Raw genomic sequence first — 19,486 nt, 5'->3', positions numbered from 1 at the left:
AAATTAACTCAGTAGGAACCTGAAGACGGCAGCCGCTGAAAACACCGGGCGGCTGCGGAATACGTGGGAATAGCGAACGGCCCGCACACCGAAAGTGGATGTGCGGGCCGTTTGGTGTAGGTGTTCTAGCCACCCACCGTGGCTATTCCACGGTGACGGACTTGGCCAGGTTACGCGGCTGGTCGATATCGAGCCCCTTGGCGCCTGCCAGGGCGCACGCGAAGATCTGCAGCGGCACTGTGGCCAAGAGAGGCTGCATGAGGGTAGCGCACTGCGGGATCCAGATGACGTGGTCAGCGTGCTCGAGGACGGCCTCGTCGCCTTCCTCTGCGATGACCGTGGTGATCGCGCCACGGGCCTTGATCTCCTGAATGTTGGAAACCACCTTGGCGTGGAGCTCGTTGCGCCCGCGCGGGGAGGGCACGATGACGAACACGGGCTGGCCGGGCTCGATGAGCGCGATCGGGCCGTGCTTGAGCTCGCCGGCGGCAAAGCCCTCGGCGTGGATGTAGGCGATCTCCTTGAGCTTGAGCGCACCCTCGAGGGCGACGGGGAAGCCCACGTGACGGCCCAGGAAGAGGACGCTCGTGGAGCCCGACAGGTCCCGGCCGAGCTTCTTGATCTCCTCCTCGCCGTCGATGACCTTCTGCACCTTTTCCGGCATCTCGGTGAGCGAATCGAGGATGTCCTTGATCTCGTCGGCGTACATGTTGCCGCGCAGCTGCGCCAGGTACAGGCCGAGGAGGTAGGCAGCGGTGATCTGCGCGAGGAACGCCTTGGTAGAGGCGACGGCGATCTCTGGGCCGGCGTGGGTGTACAGGTTGGCATCCGCCTCGCGGGGGATGGAGGAACCGTTGGTGTTGCAGATGGCGACCACCTTGGCGCCCTGCTCCTTGGCGTGGCGCACGGCCATGAGCGTATCCATGGTCTCGCCGGACTGGCTCAGCGCCACAACGAGGGTCTTCTCGTTGACGATGGGATCGCGGTAGCGGAACTCGTGGGCGAGCTCCACCTCGGTGGGGATGCGGCACCAGTGCTCGATGGCGTAGCGAGCCACCTGGCCGGCGTAGGAGGCCGTGCCACAGGCGATGACCACGATCTTGTCCACGCTGCGCAGCACGGACTCATCGATGTTGAGCTCGTCAAGCTGGATGTGGCCTTGCTCGTCGAGGCGTCCCATGAGCGTGTCGCGGACGGCGGCGGGCTGGTCGTGGATCTCCTTATCCATGAAGGAATCAAAGCCACCCTTTTCGGCCGCGGCCGCATCCCACTTCACTTCGAAGGGCTTGCCCTCAGCGGGGTTGCCCAGGAAGTCTGTGATCTCGTAGGAGTCAGCGGTGATGGTGACGATCTGATCGTTGCCCATCTCCACGCAGTGCTTCGTGTGGTCGATGAAGGCGGTGACGTCGGAACCGAGGAAGTTTTCGCCCTCGCCCAGGCCAATAACGAGCGGGGAGTTGCGACGTGCGGCGACGATCCGGTCCGGGTGGTCCGCGTGGATCGCCAGCAGCGTGAAGGCCCCCTCGAGCCTGCCGACGGCGAGCTGCATAGCGCGGGTGAGGTCGCCGTTGGCATCGTTGTTGTAATAGAAGGCGATGAGGTTGGCGGCAACCTCGGTGTCCGTATCGGAGTAGAAGTAAATGCCTGCCGCGCTGAGCTCGCGCTTGAGCTCCGCGAAGTTTTCAATAATGCCGTTGTGCACGACGGCGAGGCGGTTATGATCCACCACGTGCGGGTGGGCGTTGTTATCGGTGGGGCCACCGTGGGTGGCCCAGCGGGTGTGACCAATGCCGATGGGGGAAACCGGCAGCGGCGATGCGTCGAGCGCCTTCTCCAGCTCCGCTACTTTGCCCGCCTTCTTCCGGTAGGAGATGGCGTGGTCGGAGATAACTGCGACGCCCGCGGAATCGTATCCACGGTACTCGAGGCGGCGAAGGCCTTCGAGGCATACTTGGAGGGCGTCGTTGACTAAGTTTGAGTTCTCGGGATTACCGACGTATCCAACAATTCCACACATAAGCGAAAGAGTACACGGCACCGCCATGTGAACACAGTTTTACTCGCCGTATGTGCACTGAATTCGCTGCCCCGTGGGCGACAGCAAGAATTTGCGTTCCTCATCTGGTTGGACAACCACTGTTCTGTCAGGCGGGCACAAGCGTTACGAAATGCTCTTCCCGTTTGTTTTTGTTCCCCCCTTTGATCTCTGCCTACTTTTCCATGCACCCCGTGGCACCTAACACGAAAAGGTTTCATTAGGGCACGCCTCTGGCCGCTCGACGGTGCACTTCTCAGCCCAGCTTCCGGCTGCGTGGACTTTAAGAGTGATGACGGGGTGGGATAAAGTACGTGACGTGTATTTGAAATCCCTCACGCTCAAAGGCTTTAAGTCGTTTGCCTCGGCCACGACGATGAAGTTCGAGCCAGGGATTTGTGCCGTGGTGGGGCCTAACGGTTCCGGGAAATCCAACGTGGTTGACGCGTTGGCCTGGGTGATGGGGGAACAGGGCGCCAAGCAACTACGCGGCGGGAAGATGGAAGATGTCATCTTCGCCGGTGCCGGGGGCCGCAAGCCGCTCGGCCGAGCGGAGGTCACCCTTACTATTAATAACGATGACGGCGCGTTGCCCATCGAGTACTCGGAAGTGTCCATCACCCGGCGCATGTTCCGCGACGGTGCAAGCGAGTACGAGATCAACGGCTCCAAGGCGCGCCTCATGGATATCCAGGAGCTGCTCAGCGATTCCGGCATCGGTCGGGAGATGCACGTTATCGTGGGGCAGGGCAAAATCACCGAGATCCTCGAATCCCGCCCCGAGGATCGGCGTGCCTATATAGAAGAAGCCGCCGGCGTGTTGAAGCATAAACGCCGCAAGGAGAAGGCGCAGCGCAAGCTCACCGGCATGCAGGCCAACCTCGATCGCCTCACCGACCTCACCGAGGAGCTGAAAAGACAGCTCAAGCCACTGGCACGGCAGGCGGAGGCCGCCAAGCGAGCCCAAACCGTCCAAGCGGAGGTCCGTGAATCCCGCAGCCTCATCGCGGGCTACGAGCTCACGCGCCTGTTTACCGCCAAGATGGAGCACGAGGAAGCGCAGAAGGCCGCCAACGTGGAGCTCACGGCCGCAACTGCCGGCGTGCAGGAGGCGGAGCAGCAGCACCAGGACGCGGACGAGATTCTTGTGGCCGCCCAGCCCGTGGCGGCGGAGGCCAACCGCATCTGGTTCGAGCTCAGTGCGCTGAAGGAAAAGGTAGACGCGACGGTGCGGATTGCCTCCGATCGCGCCTCCCACGTGGAGGATTCGCGCTACCAGGGGCCGGACCCGGAGGTGACGCTTGCCCAGGCCGAGGATGCCGAGGCCCAGGTGGAGGCGCTGGAGGAGCGCGCGGAGGTGACCGAGGAGCGCCTGGAAACCATCCTTGACCAGGTGGAGGACGCAAAGGAGAAGGCCCGCGAGGCCGACGACGAGCACATGCGCCGGGTGCGCGCCATCGCCGATCGTCGCGAGGGAATCGTGCGTCTCGTTTCGGCAGATGAGCAGGCTCGCGCCGCCGTCGAGCGCGCGGAGGCCCGCGTACAGGAAGCGGCCGCGGAGTGCGACGCATCGCGGGAGCGCGCGAGAAAGGTCGATGCCGAGGCGCGAGAGGCGCGTAGAAAAGCCGAAGAACACGAGCAGCAGCGAGGGCCGTTGGAGGTGGCGCGCGTGCGCGCGGTGGCCGAGTCCGAGGCCGCCGAGTCCCGGCTGAAACAACTGCGCGACGAGGAGCGCGCGGGAGAACAGCAGGTGGCATCGCTCACGTCCCGCATCGAGACCCTCGAGGCGACCCGCGTGGACACCCTGCCGGACACTTCTCTCCAGCCGCTGGCCACCACTCTGCGCGTGGACAAAGGCATGGAAAAGGCCGTCGCCGCAACTCTGGGCAGGTTTTCTGAGGCCGTCATCGGCGCCCCCGCGGAGCACACAGGTGAGGGCTGGCCACGCACCGTGGTGGTGGACGATACGGCAGGCGATGCCTGGCACGTGGAGGTATCCGCGCTGCCCAGCGGCACCTCGTGGCTTACCGACCACGTTGCCGCGCCCCGTGCGGTGCGGCGGATCCTTGCGGATACCGTCGTCGTGGCCTCCGTGGAGCAGGCCTTCGACGTGGTCGCCCAGGACCCGCGCCTGCGCGCCGTGACCACGGACGGAACGCTCGTGGGCGAGGGCTGGGCCGAGGTGGGCGAGGGCACCCGGAGCCCGGTGGAGGTTTCCTCGCTTATCGACGACGCCACCGCCGCGCTTGCCACGGCCCGCGCGACCGTAGAGGAGATGGCGGGCACCGTCGCCGGAGCCGAGGACGCAGCAGAACAGGCGCGAGTGGAGGCCGCCTCGGCCACAGCCGCCATGCGCGAATTCCAGGCGGAGCACTCCGCCTTCGAACGCGAGGCAAGGAGCGCCGCCGCCCGCTCCGAAAACGAGCGGCACCAGCACAAAGCCAACGCGGACAAGCTCGCAGCCGCAGAACAGCGCGTGCAAAAGGCGAAAGAGGAAGCCGCAGAGGCGGCTGACAGGCTCGCCCGGGTGGAGGACACCGACGAGGGCGAGGACGTCTCCACGGAGGACAAGGATCGCGCCGCCGAGCGACTGGCACAGGTACAGGCCATGGAGATGGAGGCGAAAATCGCCGCGCGGTCAACCCGCGATGAGGTGGAACGCGCCACGCAGCGCGCTCAGGGCCTGCGCAGAAAAGCGGCAGCAGATGCGGAGAACAAGAAACGCTTCGAAGAACAACAAGAAAAGCGCCGCCGCGAGGTGGAAAAGGCCATCGCCGTGCGCGATGCAGCCGCCACAGTAGCCGCCCGCGTGGAAGATGCCCTCACGCGGGCCCACGACCAGCGTGAAGCTACCCGCCAGGAGGTGGCACGTGCCGAGGCCACGGTGAAAGAGAAGTCCGTCGCCGTTCACGATGCCCGGCAGCGCCTCTCCCGCGCCCAGACCGCCTACCACGAGGTGGAGATGAAAGCTGCGCAGTCGGCCGTCCGGTTGGAGGAAGCGGAGCGACGCGCCACAGGTGAGACGGGTGTTCCCGCCACTACCCTGCGTGAACAGTTCCACGAGCCCGAGGGGTTCTCCATCACCGAGGAGCGCAAGAAGCTGAAGAGCGCGGAAAAGGCGCTGGCCTCGCTGGGCAAGGTCAACCCTCTGGCTCTGGAGGAATACGCGGCCCTGGAGGATCGCTACTCGTTCCTTACCACGCAGCTCGACGATGTTATTCGGGCCCGTAAGGATCTCCACCAGGTGATTGAGGAGGTAGATGACAAGATCCTCACCCTCTTCACCGATGCCTGGCACGACGTTGAGCGGGAGTTCCCCGAGGTGTTTTCCACGCTGTTCCCCGGCGGCGAGGGCAAACTCCTGCTCACCGATCCCACAGACATGCTCACCACCGGCATCGAGGTGGAGGCCCGCCCGCCGGGAAAGAAGGTCAAGCGCTTGAGCTTGCTCTCCGGTGGGGAGAAAACGCTCACCGCCCTGGCCATGCTCGTAGCGATTTTCAAGGCTCGACCCAGCCCGTTCTACGTCATGGACGAGGTGGAAGCGGCCCTCGATGATGTCAACCTGCGACGCCTCATCGCCCTGTTTGAAAAGCTGCGCGCGACGAGCCAGCTCATCGTCATCACCCACCAGAAACCGACGATGGATGTGGCCAACGTTCTCTACGGCGTGACGATGCAGGGCGACGGCGTCACCCGCGTCATTAGCCAGCGCCTCCACCGGGTTGAGCAGTAGGCCGGCAGATGGCGCGCACCAGCATGCACGTAGAGCAGCAATTCATCGGCGCGACCCCATAGCCGTGGAATTACAAAGAAAGGTACTCCACTCACTAGCTTCTCCCCATATACTCAGTGGTAACAGCTTAAATGTTAGAGCCCAGGAGGTCCGACCAGTGAAACTTCGTGCGCTTTCCGTAGCAATGTGTTGCGCCCTCGCCAGTGTCATCGTTCCTGCGGGTGGCACAGGGGTGGTGCCTGGTGACGGGGCAGGCTCCCTCGTTGCCGTTGCCAGTGCGCAAAGTTTTGGCGGATTGGCCGATGCGACCTTATCTCCAGGGCAGGCGTTGAAGTACACGATTTCTGATACCGTCACCGACTTACGCGTGACAGCGGGGAACCAGTACGCGAAGTTTGTACAAGAAGATGCAAATGACGGTAAGCGTACCTGGCTCTTGAGATTTGCTGAAGGCATCCAACCTGGCACGTACACGCTGGGGTACAGCTGGACCGAGGCTGGGGAAACGAACTCCGGCTCGATGCGGGTGACTGTGACTAACTACTCGCTCAGCTACAAGCTAGAGGAGCCGCTGATCTTGTTGCCAGGGGAGGGGGTAACCGTCACTCCGACAGGGTACGCGCCGGCTGGAACGAAAATTCAGATTCACAGCACACCGTTGAAAGTGACCAGCACAAAGAAACCTGGAGGGGTTCATATTCAGGTACTCGCTGAGGCACACCCGGGCGAGTACACCGTGGGGCTCACCCTTACGTACTCCAATCACACCACACAGGAAGCGGAAATCCACCTCACGGTTGCACCACGGAAGATCACTTTCCCCGCGAGCGTCAACCTTGCCCGTAGTCAAACAGTGTGGGTGAACGCCAGCGGGGATGTACCACCGTGGCCGGATGGGGGAAGCATCCGGGCCGTGCCGTCTTCCTCGGCCAGGGGGCTCATCTCCACTGAGGTGGAGGGCCCCAAAGTTATGGTCAAGGCTGATCCCCAGACACCGCTGGGTGAACACACCGTCACTCTGATTGTGGATTTGCCTGGCCAGCAGCCGATCGTGCGTGAGATGAAGGTGAATATCACTCCTCACGAGTTCTTTACATTCGAGGAATGCTACGAGGCACGTCCAGGAGCCCTGCTCAACCTGGATACAATCGTTCTTCCTGAAGGCGCAGTGATGAAAGTCAATGCCGGCTCGAATAAGTATCTTCGCGTGATTCAGCTACCAGGAAGGCTGGAAATCCAAATCGCGAAGACGATTCCCGCAGGGGATCACAATGTCTACTTCCACATCACGTACCCGGGCCAGCCGGAAACGACGAAGGTTTTCCTGCTCCGTGTTGGGGGAAAATGCGTCAAAGAAACGACTACGCCAGAAACAACTACGCCGAGCTCGCCGGAGACCACCACTCCAGCAGAGCCGACGGTAACGACGGAGCCGACGGTAACGACGGACCCCACGGAGCCGACGAAGCCGACGGAACCTACGACCCCGGAGACACCGGACCCCACGGAGCCGACGAAGCCCACGACGCCGGAGACGCCGGGTAGTGAGAATCCACCAGCACTGGAAAGCGCTGTCTTCCCCAGCTCCGTGAGTATCAGCAGTTCCGGGACATCCGTGATTCGCCCTGTTCGCGGCACTCTGCGCGATTCCACTAGGCCAAAGATCACCGCGCCCGAAGGCTGGACAGTGACTGTGAAAGACGGTGCGCTCAACGTCACGCCCGTGCAGGGTGCAACGCAGGGCATCATCGGTGTCGAAGTAGGAGGTAAAGCACAGTACATCACCGTCACCGTGACCACAGATGACCCGGCCAACCCGGGAGGGAACACACCTGGTGGAACCAGCGGTGCCTGTGTCGAGCCACCCGCCGGCTATGCGGTTCCCCTTGCGTGGGTGATTCCGCTGCTCGGCCTGGCAGCCGTGCATTTCCCGTTACCCGGACTTCCACAGCCCCTCGCTAGCTACCAAGAGGGATTAGGCACGAACGTGTCCATGGGGATTGGTGCTGTGCTCAGCGTCATCGCTATCGCCTCCGCCATCGGATACGGAGTGTCCTGCTACGGCACCTCCACCGGGCAGGAGCCGTAGCGGCGCCATTAAGTCACGGTGCGCATCGCCTTAGTGGCACGTGGCGCTCACCTCATCAGACCCGTGGCACTAACATGGTGGCGTTACCAAACCGTGCGCTGGGTGAAAGTCGCGGTAGGCTAACTATCCACGGGCCACGATATTTTGACTAACAAGGGTTCTTACAAGAAAGGCGAATTTGGTGTCCACGGGCGTTCCTCAATCCCCAATCGCAGATCCGAACGATTCCCTCCTCGGATGGGCGTCACAAACAGAGCTTCAGCTCGCCGGCAGGCTCAAGGACATCGGCTGGTTCACCGATAGTGGCTTAGGGCACGACGAGTGCGAGGCGATTGAGAAGTTCTACGGCACATTCCTTGGGCGACAACTCGATTTCGGAGCCGATTTCGCAACCCTCATCTCCTCCACACCTGCGCTAACATCGACCACCCTGGTCTACCGCGCCTCCCGCATGGTGGAGCCAGACAACCTCTTCACCGAATACTTCGGTGGACTGGGCATTGGTGGCACGGAGGGGGCCAACGAGGACTTCCTCCGCGAAAACATCGCGGAACTCATGGCCAAGGTGGGCCTCACGGTAGCCGACGGGGCAGACCCGATCACCTTGCTTACCCTCCATGCGGGAATCACCAGCAGCGAGGTTCCCGCACTGTTGGAAGAACTCGATTTCGGTTCGTCCGACGATCCATTCGAGGCCTGTCCGCTTCTTCACTCCGGACACGACGTGGCACCCGAGAGGGCAACAGCCATCGTCGAGTCTGTGCGCAGGCTCCGGCAGCACACAGTGGACAACTCGGCAACGTGGCAGTTTGAGGATGACATTGAAGCACCGCAACTGGTGAAAGAGAAAGTCTTTGCAGAACTCGCCGAGCGGCCCGCCGGGACCGAAAACCGCCGCGATGCGGTGGGTGCGGGCCACCGCGAGGAACGCCCACGCCTCGTCCTCAACCTTAGGCAAGGAAAGGTGTGTGTGCGCCTGCCTGAGCAGATCCTCGACGAGGGCGAGGATGTCATCGACTGGCGCGTCTCCGTCGGCGGCACCACCGAGGTCTTCCGAACCAACCGCCCGTGGGGGAGCACCCGCAATTTGACCGAGTCTCTCGACCTCACACTGCGGCACCAGGTGAAAGACCTTCAGGTAGCGGATGTTACCAACCAACACACCTGGGTGGTACCCGTGGTGCGCAACGATGACCCGCTCCTCGTGTTTTCCACCCGTGGGCAAAACCTGACGGAGAAGCATTCGCTCCACCACGGTGAGCTCGCCGTCGTGTGCCCAGCTGACAGTCAGCTTATCGACGTTGTCACGGGCAAGGCCCTGCCCATCGTTGAGACTTTTGAGGTTGAGGGTTGGAACGGCTGGGTCGGTCACGTTCTGGACTGCTCTAGTGCCGATTCCATCCAGCTCCTGCGCGCCGGGGAGACCCCCAGCCCGATGAAAGCAGTGCGCAGCATCGACCCCCGCCAACGTGTGGTGTTCACCGAACCTGACAACGTTCTTCCCGATGTCCACTCGTCCATGGACCTTCCCGTTCACACCGAGTCCCTCGTGGTGGAATTCCCGCCCACGCAGTCGGGCACCACCGAAGAGTGGTACCTGACAATTTCCTCCTACGCGGGCGTTGACCAGCAGGGTACAGAAATCGCTCCGACGGAACCATTGGAAGTTCCCGCAGAAGGCGGGGTATTTGACGTGTTCGACCCGGAGGCCTACGACGCACCGTGGGTGGGGGAGTTCCTCGTCCGGATCCGTGGACCACGCGGGGAGAGCTTCCGCCACGAGTTTGCCCTCGTGGAGGGCGCGACCGCGGTTGTGGAAGGTTCCGGTCCCTCGCTGCGCATCCCGGCCCAGGGTGGGTTGTCTACCGCGAGCTTGCACCTGCGCCCCGGCGAAAAAGAGTTTGAGGTGGCCCCACGCGTGGTGGATGTTGCCCCCGAGGAGGCTGGCGCATACTTCACGGTAGAAACGGACGAGGGAACCTCTATGCCGATGCGGTTCTTCCCCTCACGCCTACGTTTCCAGCTTCCCATCAAGGAGTGTGGACCCATTTGGAGGACGACGCGCATTGTCACTCCGGCGACGGATATCGATCTAGCAGGGCGTTTCCGTGTCCGCGCGACGGGCGAGATTGGTAAGCCCCAGATGACGGTGCGTAACCGTACGGGCGCCCCGGTGCGAACCCTCAACCTCAAGCAGGAAGACTCGCGCACCTACTCGGTGGAGCTCGCTTCCCTCGGCACCGGACTCGTCGGGGTCAACGGAGGTCGCGTTGAATTTGCGTGGACCGACCCCGGCACCGACCGCAGGGTATCCGTCAACATTGCCATCCTGGATTCCACGCCCGTGGCTACTGGCGCGACCATCGAGGGTTCGACGATGAGCTTCACCGATCTTGCAACAACCACAGCTAACGGCTCACCGCGCACGCTCGCCGCATGGATCTGGCCGGACACAGCCCCGTGGGAAAATGCCATCTCCCTTCCTGTGGAGGATGGGACAGTGGAGCTCCCCGAGCGTTATGTGGGCACCGGCCAACTCTCCGTCTACCTGTACACCCCGGATCCCTTCAACACGGTTCGGCCACCGCTCAATCCACCGTCGACAAGCCTCAGCGCGGAACAGGAAGGCCACTTCCCCTCGTCGAGTCAGGGCTTTGACGAGCTGTCCGCCTTCCTTGCAGGCGAGACGGAAAACCCGCCCGCTGATCCGTCCATCATGCCGGTTTTGTGGGACAGTGCCATCACCGAGGGCGTATCCCGCAAGGCGATCGTCGCCGTGTTCACCGCGCACCCATCGGCCGCGCTGTCGGGCCTATCCGCCTCCCTCATCCCGGCGGAGAAGCAGCCTGCCAGGATCATCAGTTCGGGGCTCATCGGCTCGCTGTTCAATACCGGCGAAGAAGTGACCGATACGCACCGCGCGCCGTGGATCGGTGCGCTGCAGCTCATCGGGCAGCTCCGTGCAGGGATGGACGTTGATGATGACGAAGCAGCAGACAGTGCCACGGCGTCCGAAAACACCACTCCCGACGAGCCGTTTCCCGCGGTGCTTGACCCCAAGGAACGCAAACACCTCATCCGGCGCCTGACCGATGTGGGTGGCAAGCGCCTGGTGGAGACCCTCGCCACGGGACGTGATGCAACTCTTGACACCGCGTGCGTGGACAAGGGAATCGTGCAGATTTCGCACATGGACCCGGCGCAGCAGGAGACGCTGCTGAGCATGTTCTTCTCCTCCGCGGAGATTGTGCCGGGGTCCATCCTCGATGATTCGAGCCGTCTCCTGGCGGTGTACGAGACCTTCCAGCACCGCGCTGAGCTCAACGTGCTTCTTGCGGATCAGCAAATGATCAAGGCTGCAGTGGCGCTGTTGCGTGGCCTGCGTGGTGCGAACCGTCAGCTGTACACCTCGGCGCGCATCCGCTTTGACAAGCTCGATGGTGTAGATACCGAAAACCATGAGAACGTGTGGGCTCTCGCACCGGTGGTCTCACTGGTGTTTGCGCTGGCTGCCCGCATGCACGCGTACGGGCTCATCGGAAAGTCCAAGCAGCTCACGCAGGCTTCCCGTGGTTGGGCGAAGCTCGCCACCATCGTTCCCGAGCTCGTCACCGGCGACATTGTGTCTGCCGAGGCGATGGTGTGCGCGGTGACCTCTCCCGGAATTGTGGGATAAGGAGGTCAAATTGGTCATCAAATAGGTCTCTGTATCCCGGGGACCTCGTTGCAGTTCGTGTGGCAGAAGGCACCTGGCTACATGCCGTGTAGACGGCAGTGGCTGGTGGCCCCAGCGCGGGAAGCGATGGGACGAGTGGTGGAAGCGGAGTCTGCGCGGACGCTAGTAGGCGAACCTGTGTCATTAGTGTCAACGCTTTGCTGAGACCACCAGTAGCCCGCGTAATCTCGCGCGCAGTCGCACGTTGCGGGCGCGAGCCGGTAACGTGGGTTCCATGATTGATTCCACAACGTTGCCCTACTGGATCATTGGCCTCGTCATTGCGGTCATCGTCATCGCACTGATTATCTACTTTGGCCTCAAGAGGGGGAAGTCTAAGCAGGTCTCCTTTGAAAAGAAGGAGGAGAAAAAGGAGCTTACCCAGGCCGAAAAGTCGGGGAATTACCACGCCAAGAGTGGCTTCAACTTCGCGGCGGGAAATTCCGCAGAGAAGGAACCTGTGCTTCGCGATGGGCAGAAACTCTCGCCTGCGCAGTCTTCCTCGCCACAGCCTGCAGCGTCAGGTACTCCAACCACGCAGCGTGATTCTTCTACCGACACTCAACCCACATCCACCGCTGCGGATACCACGGCGGGTGCGTCCGCTGCAGAGCGCAGCACCTCCACCGCTGCCACGAAGGCGGGGGCGAGCATTGCAGGAGCTGCTGTGGCAGCGGCAGCTGGGGCAGGAGTAGCGAAGACAACCGGCGCGGACAAGAAGAATGAGACCGCGCAGGCTGGCGATGAGGCAACGGATCAGTCTCTCGAAACCGATTCGCGCGCCAACGCTGAGGCGGAACAGCCGGTTGGGGGCGAGGCGGAGCACACCGCCACAGTGGGCGGCGAAGAGCAAGCCACAGTGGCAGAACCTGTCACGCCGTCCGCGGACGGTGCTCAGTATGCGGAAACTGCACCGGCTGCCGAACCGTCCCACGAAGTGTTCCAGGTGGAGGAGCCCGAGGTTTCGCCCACCGTCGTTGACAGCGACGCCCACCCGGAGCCTGACGTGGTCGTCGAAAAGCCGGATACGGAAGAAAACGCAGCCAAGCCGGGCAGCGTTGACCAGGTGACCGACCCCGATGCCCCGCAACCCACTGCCACCAATATGCCGGCAACTGTCCCCACGCCGGGTGAGAAGGAAGATCACGGTGCGCAGGCCGTGCACACCGACGAGCCGGCGGAAGCAGCGGCACCGGAGGCTACCGAGCCACCGACGCAGGAAGAAATCGACGAGTCGGCGGCCGCTGCGGCCCAGCAGGTAGAGGCCGCCGAGGCCGCGCGTGCGCAGGAAGCGCCGCAGGCCTCAGAGCAGACCGTGACAGCCGAGCCCGAGCCTGCCGAGGTTCAAACTGAAGACATTGCTCCCGCGGAAGGTCGCTTGGGGCGCCTACGCGGCAGGCTGTCCAAGTCGAACAACGTCATCGGCCAAGGTGTGCTGGGGATTCTCTCCGCAGGCGACCTGGACGAGGACGCGTGGGAGGAGATCGAGGACACGCTCATCATGGCGGACCTCGGTGCCACCACAACTATGAAGGTGGTTGATTCTCTGCGTGAGAAGATCGCTGCCCGCGGCGTGAGCAACGAGGAGGAAGCACGCGCCATGCTGCGCGAAACCCTCATCGGGGCAGGCAAGCCAGAGCTTGACCGCTCCATCAAGGCGATGCCCTACGACAACAAGCCCGCCGTCGTCCTCGTTGTGGGCGTGAACGGCACGGGCAAGACCACCACCGTGGGCAAGCTCGGGCGCGTGCTCGTGTCCATGGGGCATTCGGTCATGTTCGGTGCAGCGGACACGTTCCGTGCAGCGGCCGCCGACCAGCTTGAGGCGTGGGGTCGCCGCGTGGGTGCCTCCACTGTTCGCGGCAAGGAGGGGGCGGACCCCGCGTCGGTGGCATTTGATGCGGTGGCCAAGGGTACCGAGGAGCACGTCGACGTGGTGCTCGTCGATACCGCCGGACGCCTCCACACCTCGACGGGCCTCATGGATCAGCTCGGCAAGGTCAAGCGCGTGGTGGAAAAGAAGGCCAAGGTGGACGAGGTGCTCCTCGTTCTTGACGCGACCGTTGGCCAAAACGGCATCATCCAGGCCCGCACGTTCCGCGACGTGGTGGACATCACGGGCGTGGTGCTCACCAAGCTGGACGGCACTGCCAAGGGTGGCATCGTGTTCCAGGTTCAGGAGGAGCTTGGTGTGCCGGTGAAGCTCGTGGGCCTCGGTGAGGGTGCCGACGACCTCGCACCGTTTGAGGTGGAGAGCTTTGTCGACGCTCTCCTGTACTAGCGTGCGGTAACCGCGACACTCGCGCTCGCGTACTGAGTTCTCGCCACCCCGTGCCCGCCCCATCCACCTGCGTGGAAAGGGCGGGCAACGTCATCTGCGCCTACAATGGCACCATGGCTGCAGAGCAGATGAAACGAATTCAGGTCAACGACGAGCGTCTGACACAGATCACGAGATTCAACAACGCCCACGAGAACTTCCCCGAGGACCTAGCTCAGGCGTGGGACACCCTCAAACCACTCATTGCGTACTACGAAGGTCAGTGGTCGCGCGACCTCGCCGAAACCGACGCCGCCTACGGGGTGCTCAGTGAGGACGGCGTGTGGAACGAGATGGGCAACTTCTACGATTTGCTCAAAGAGCTATCCCAGGTGAGCACGCGTATCATCGAGGAATACGAGGGAGAAAACGCTGTGGAGTAGCACCGCGTTCGGTGGAATATTCTGCGCCGATGACCGAATAAAAGCGCCGTTCGCGCCGTTGGCTACCATGTAAGAAGCTGTGTTACCGTACTGTCTCGACCACAGTAAGAAGGGATGTAAGTCGAGTGTTTGAATCACTGTCAGACCGCTTGAGCGATGCGCTCACCGGGCTTAGAGGAAAAGGCAAGCTCAGCGAGGCTGACATTAACGCCACAGCGAGGGAGATTCGCCTCGCTCTCCTTGAGGCCGACGTGTCCCTTCCCGTCGTGCGTGGGTTCATTAAGCGGATCAAGGAGCGTGCCGGTGGTCAGGATGTTTCCCAGGCGTTAAATCCCGCCCAGCAGGTGGTGAAGATCGTCAATGAGGAGCTGGTTCAGATCCTCGGCGGCGAGACCCGCCACCTCCAGCTGGCCAAGACCCCTCCGACGGTCATCATGCTCGCGGGCCTGCAAGGTGCCGGTAAGACGACACTGGCCGGCAAACTGGCCAAGCACCTGGCGTCCCAGGGACACACCCCGATGCTGGTTGCCTGTGACCTCCAGCGTCCCGGTGCCGTTCAGCAGCTGCAAATTGTTGGCGAGCGCGCCGGCGTTCCCACCTTCGCGCCGGACCCCGGCACCACGCTGGACACCACCGAGCACGAGATGGGCACGTCCCACGGTGACCCCGTGGCCGTGGCCAGGCAGGGTGTCGAGGAGGCCAAGCGCCAGCAGCGCGACGTGGTCATCGTCGATACCGCCGGTCGCCTGGGCATCGATGAAGAGCTCATGCGCCAGGCTTCCAACATTCGCGATGCCATCAACCCTGATGAGGTGCTCTTCGTCATCGACGCGATGATCGGCCAGGATGCGGTGCAAACCGCGCAGGCCTTCCGCGATGGTGTCGATTTCACCGGCGTGGTGCTCACCAAGCTCGACGGCGATGCCCGTGGTGGTGCGGCCCTGTCCATCCGTGAGGTGACCGGCAAGCCGATCATGTTCGCCTCCACCGGCGAGAAGCTCGACGATTTTGACGTTTTCCACCCCGAGCGCATGGCCTCCCGCATCCTCGGCATGGGCGATATCCTCTCCCTCATTGAGCAGGCCGAGGCGAACCTTGACCAGGAGAAAGCCTTTGAAGCTGCCACCCGGCTTGGCTCCGGAGAGCTGACGCTGGAGGATTTCCTCGATCAGATGCTCATGGTTCGGCGCATGGGGCCGATCTCCAACATCTTGAAGATGCTGCCCGGCGGCAAGCAGATGAACCAGATGGCGGACATGGTGGACGAGAAGCAGCTCGACCGCATCCAGGCCATCATTCGTGGTATGACTCCTCAGGAGCGGGCCGATCCGAAGATCCTCAACGCGTCGCGCCGTAAGCGCATCGCCAACGGCTCCGGTGTCACGGTGCAGGATGTCAACCAGCTGGTGGAGCGCTTCAACGAGGCCAAGAAGATGATGGGCAAGATGGCAGGCCAGATGGGTATGCCGGGCCTGGGTGGCTTCAACCGTTCTGCTACCAAGAAGCAGAAGAACAAGCGCAAGGGCAAGAAGGGGAAGAAGGGCAAGAACAGGCGCCAGTTTGGTTCCATGGCCCAACAGAACCAGCAGCCTACTGCACCGAAGATGCCGTCCATGGAGGAGCTGCAGAAACTGCAGAAGGAAATGGAAGAAAACGGCGGCATGCCGGACCTGAGCAACCTGGGCAAGGGCTTCCCCGGCATGGGTGGAAAGGGCTTCCCGGGCATGGGCGGTATCGATCCGACGAAGTTCGGCTTCCCTAAATAGAGGCTCCACACAGTAGTTGAACAACTCACCGTGTCGCCAATGCTGCGGCGGCATGGTGGGTTTTTCTGCAGTGCGGTTGGATCGGCTCGTGGGCCACGTTGTTTGCGCTGGCCGGCGCTCGCCTTAGCGCGTCATGCGATTTGAGCTGCTGACCGCCGAACGTGTATAGTACTTCAAGTTGTCTATGGCAACACTCAGTTTTCGCGTGAAAAGCGGGAATCGACGCTGTCCACGGCATGGCTCACAAGTATCTGCCACCGCTGGCTGCAACCGGCCCGCTGTCACCACGTGAAAACTGTGGAACTGTACATTTTGAAGGGTTGAAACCGGCCTGCCACGTTGTAGGCGCTGTACTGCCCAGTGACATACAAAGGAAGTTTTCACCATGGCTGTGAAGATCAAGCTCGCCCGTATCGGACGTCTGCACAACCCCCAGTACCGTATCGTCGTCCAGGATTCCCGTGGTCGCCGCAACGGTCGCGTCATCGAGAACCTCGGCATTTACCAGCCGAAGAATGACCCGTCCATCATCGAGGTCAACTCCGAGCGCGCACAGTACTGGCTGGGTGTCGGTGCACAGCCGACCGAGCCCGTGCTCGCCATCCTCAAGGTGACCGGCGACTGGCAGAAGTTCAAGGGCATCGAGGGCGCCGAGGGCACCCTCAAGGTTGCCGAGCCGAAGCGCTCCAAGCTGGACATCTTCAACGAGGCTCTCGAGGAGGCCAACAACGGCCCGACCGCCGAGGCCATCACCGAAAAGAAGAAGAAGGCTAAGGAAGAGAAGGAAGCCGCTGAGGCTGCTGCCAAGAAGAAAGCCGAGGAAGAGGCCAAGGCTGAGTCCGACGCTGAGGAGACCACCGAGGCTCCCGCTGAAGAGGCTGCAGAAGAGGCTAAGGACGAGGAGAAGTCCGAGTAGTCTTCGCGATTAGCTCATACAAGGCACCCGCCGCACGGTGGGTGCCTTTTTGCTGCTGCAAGTAACGGCGAAGAGGTCGCGCACACTGGTTTTTCCGATTCCTGCTGCAGCTCGCCGTGACTTTCAGGAAACCCAAATTTTTTCAACCCCAGCTATGTGGACTCACGTATTGGGGTTGTGGCGAAAGCCCTGCCATGTTCTCGTCGGCGTGGTTAACAGTAGAATGTCACGCATGGAGTACCGAATCGGACATGTGGTGAAAACCCACGGCATCAAAGGCGAGGTAGTGGTTCAACCGACCACCGACGAGGTGGAGAAGCGTTTCTTCGTGGGTGCCGTTCTTCACGGCCGTGCCGGTGGCGGGCGCGAGCGGGACCTTACCATCGAGTCCTTCCGTCCACACCAGGGGCGTCTGCTGGTGAAGTTTGAGGAGATCCCGGATCGCACGGCGGGGGAGTCCCTGCGTGGCACGCAGTTCTTTGCCCCGCCGCTGGAGCACGACCCTGCAGAGGACGGCTACTACGATCATGAGCTTGAGGGACTCACCGTTATCCACGAGGGGAAGGCGATCGGTGCGGTCACCGATGTCACCCACGGCCCAGCCGCAACGCTCCTTACCGTCACCCTCGACGAGGACTCCCGGGAGGTCCTCATTCCGCTTGTTAACGCCATCGTCCCGGCCATCGACCTCGACGAGCGCACCGCGACGATCACGCCTCCCGACGGCCTGTTGGATCTGTAGTCTCCTTTCTCACCCCTGCTCTGCCATCTTTGCCACGAAAGGTCTGTTTTACGCCGTGAAAATTGACGTCATCACCATCTTCCCTGAATACCTCGACCCGTTGCGCCACGCGCTGCTGGGCAAGGCGATCGAGGACGGGCAGCTGAGCGTGGACGTGCACAACCTCCGCGACTGGGCATCTGGCGTGCATCAGTCCGTGGACGATTCTCCTTACGGAGGCGGGCCCGGCATGGTCATGTTGCCCACGGTGTGGGGCGACGCCCTTGAGGATGTCGTTGCGGGTAAAGCGACAGGAATGGAACTCGATTCGGCGGAGCTCCACCGTGGTCAGCCACGGCACGATGAGGTGCACGATATTCAGTCGCGTGGTTACGATAGCCTGGCCAGCACGAGCGGTGACCACCGTCCGCTGCTTATTGTTCCCACTCCCTCCGGGACGCCGTTCACGCAGGACATGGCGCGGGAATGGTCCAACGAGGACCACGTGATCTTCGCCTGCGGGCGCTACGAGGGGATCGATCAGCGAGTTATCGACGATGCTCAGCGCTACGCCCGCGTGAAGGAGGTCTCCATTGGCGATTACGTCCTCATCGGCGGCGAGGTTGCCGTGCTCGTCATGACGGAGGCGATGGTCCGTCTCATCCCCGGCGTGTTGGGCAACAGCGAGTCCCACGAGGACGATTCGTTCTCGCACGGTCTTCTCGAAGGCCCGAGTTACACCAAGCCACGGGTGTGGCGGGGCATGGAAGTGCCAGAGCCGCTGACAAGTGGCAACCACAAGCGTATTGCCCAGTTCCACCACGAGGAGGCGGTGAAGAAGACGGCGCGCGTGCGCCCCGATATCTTCGCTGACCTCATCGAGCATGGCAAGCTCAGCAAGGAGGACATCCGCCTAGGCGCGGCGCAGTACCCGCTGCGCACCCGGATGCAGGTGCTCGTCCGCCAGCGGGACTTGGATGCGGCGCTCGCGAAGTTGGAAGGCTCACTGGAGCGCCATAACGTGTTCGTCTCCGATGTTCAGACCGCCCCGATGAATCTCGCGTGCGACCCGAGCCACGCGCTCATCGACGAATTTGAGCGCACCCACGATCGCCCTGCCACCAGTGAGGAAGTGTTCACCCTGGACATCCTCGTGGATTCGCTTGCTCCTGCCAAGGAGATCACCGGCTACGTCATGGAGCTCTTCCCCGCGGGAACCCCGTGGATGGGCACCACTATGCCAGCACTCGTCTCCGCCCCGCTCAACGTCGCCTCGGACGGCTGCACACCCCAGGCCTAACACCCGTGCCCCCAGCTCAATGAAGACTGCCCACAAGACAGCGCGTACGCGTCGACACGGTCCGGGGAATCCCGTTCTATGAGGCAACCAGGGGATGGATCGCAGGTGAGGTAGGTACGTTCAAAGCCACTGCAGCCGGTTCAGTGTGAGGATCCTGTAGTGCGGTAGCCGGCTAGATCCTGCGCTGAGTGTGTGTTCCTGCGATGAGTATGTGTGATTTTTGTCATGTTGTTGGGGGGAAAAGTGGTTTTAGGCTGTAAATGACAGGCAGTTTTACTGAAGGAGACTTCTTATGCGAAGGGTTTTGTGTGTTTGTGTGGTGGCATGTTTGACCTTTGCAGGGACTTCAGGGGCTGGTGCTGAGGAGTCGCATGTCGGTGCGTTTTCTTCTGCTGTGGAGGAGAGTGCAGTTCTCGGTTCAGATGACGCGGTTGTGGGTGAGGCAACAGCGGTTGGTGGAGGGGCGGGGTATGTGGCGTTCGTACGACGCTGCTACTCCCTCGAT

The 19,486-nt window shown here is 62.2% G+C and carries 10 protein-coding genes; 9 read left to right on the top strand and 1 reads right to left on the bottom strand.

The features are described 5' to 3' along the window. Nucleotides 1–142: 142 nt before the first annotated feature. Complete coding sequence (gene glmS, locus HMPREF1219_RS04285) at nt 143–2,017, bottom strand: glutamine--fructose-6-phosphate transaminase (isomerizing) (RefSeq protein ID WP_040427245.1); 1,875 nt, start codon at nt 2,015–2,017, stop codon at nt 143–145. A 337-nt stretch (nt 2,018–2,354) separates the two neighbouring features. Between glmS and smc the strand changes: the two genes are divergently transcribed. The 9 genes from smc (at nt 2,355) to trmD (ending at nt 18,981) form a co-directional block, all read left to right on the top strand. Beyond that, a complete protein-coding gene (smc, locus tag HMPREF1219_RS04280) occupies nt 2,355–5,771 on the top strand; it encodes a chromosome segregation protein SMC (RefSeq protein WP_040427243.1) in 3,417 nt (1,138 codons plus the stop codon). Nucleotides 5,772–6,207: 436 nt separating this feature from the next. After that, nucleotides 6,208–7,860: a hypothetical protein gene (locus tag HMPREF1219_RS12155; RefSeq protein ID WP_156823202.1), complete on the top strand. Its 1,653-nt coding sequence runs from the start codon at nt 6,208–6,210 to the stop codon at nt 7,858–7,860. Nucleotides 7,861–8,041: 181 nt separating this feature from the next. Beyond that, nucleotides 8,042–11,536, top strand: coding sequence for a hypothetical protein (locus HMPREF1219_RS04270; RefSeq protein WP_016459275.1), 3,495 nt, complete (start codon nt 8,042–8,044; stop codon nt 11,534–11,536). Nucleotides 11,537–11,810: 274 nt separating this feature from the next. Further along, the gene (gene ftsY / locus HMPREF1219_RS04265; RefSeq protein ID WP_016459274.1) at nt 11,811–13,856 is read left to right on the top strand and encodes a signal recognition particle-docking protein FtsY; all 2,046 of its coding nucleotides are present in this window, start codon (nt 11,811–11,813) and stop codon (nt 13,854–13,856) included. A 113-nt stretch (nt 13,857–13,969) separates the two neighbouring features. Continuing rightward, nucleotides 13,970–14,278: a DUF4298 domain-containing protein gene (locus tag HMPREF1219_RS04260; protein ID WP_040426893.1), complete on the top strand. Its 309-nt coding sequence runs from the start codon at nt 13,970–13,972 to the stop codon at nt 14,276–14,278. Between the two features lie 125 nt (nt 14,279–14,403). Continuing rightward, on the top strand, nt 14,404–16,044 hold the full coding sequence (gene ffh, locus HMPREF1219_RS04255) for a signal recognition particle protein (RefSeq protein ID WP_016459272.1): 1,641 nt from the start codon (nt 14,404–14,406) through the stop codon (nt 16,042–16,044). A gap of 385 nt (nt 16,045–16,429) precedes the next feature. Further along, nucleotides 16,430–16,960: a 30S ribosomal protein S16 gene (rpsP, locus tag HMPREF1219_RS04250; protein ID WP_016459271.1), complete on the top strand. Its 531-nt coding sequence runs from the start codon at nt 16,430–16,432 to the stop codon at nt 16,958–16,960. 232 nt (nt 16,961–17,192) lie between these two features. After that, nucleotides 17,193–17,702 carry a ribosome maturation factor RimM gene (gene rimM, locus HMPREF1219_RS04245; protein ID WP_016459270.1) on the top strand — a complete coding sequence of 170 codons (510 nt, stop codon included), beginning with the start codon at nt 17,193–17,195 and terminating at the stop codon, nt 17,700–17,702. A gap of 55 nt (nt 17,703–17,757) precedes the next feature. Then, nucleotides 17,758–18,981, top strand: a complete 1,224-nt coding sequence (gene trmD / locus HMPREF1219_RS04240; protein WP_016459269.1) for a tRNA (guanosine(37)-N1)-methyltransferase TrmD — start codon at nt 17,758–17,760, stop codon at nt 18,979–18,981. Nucleotides 18,982–19,486 lie beyond the last annotated feature (505 nt).

This window comes from Corynebacterium pyruviciproducens ATCC BAA-1742 (assembly GCF_000411375.1).
GTDB lineage: Bacteria > Actinomycetota > Actinomycetes > Mycobacteriales > Mycobacteriaceae > Corynebacterium > Corynebacterium pyruviciproducens.
Note: the sequence above shows the minus strand (reverse complement) of the source record. Positions and strands in the feature narration are given on the sequence as shown.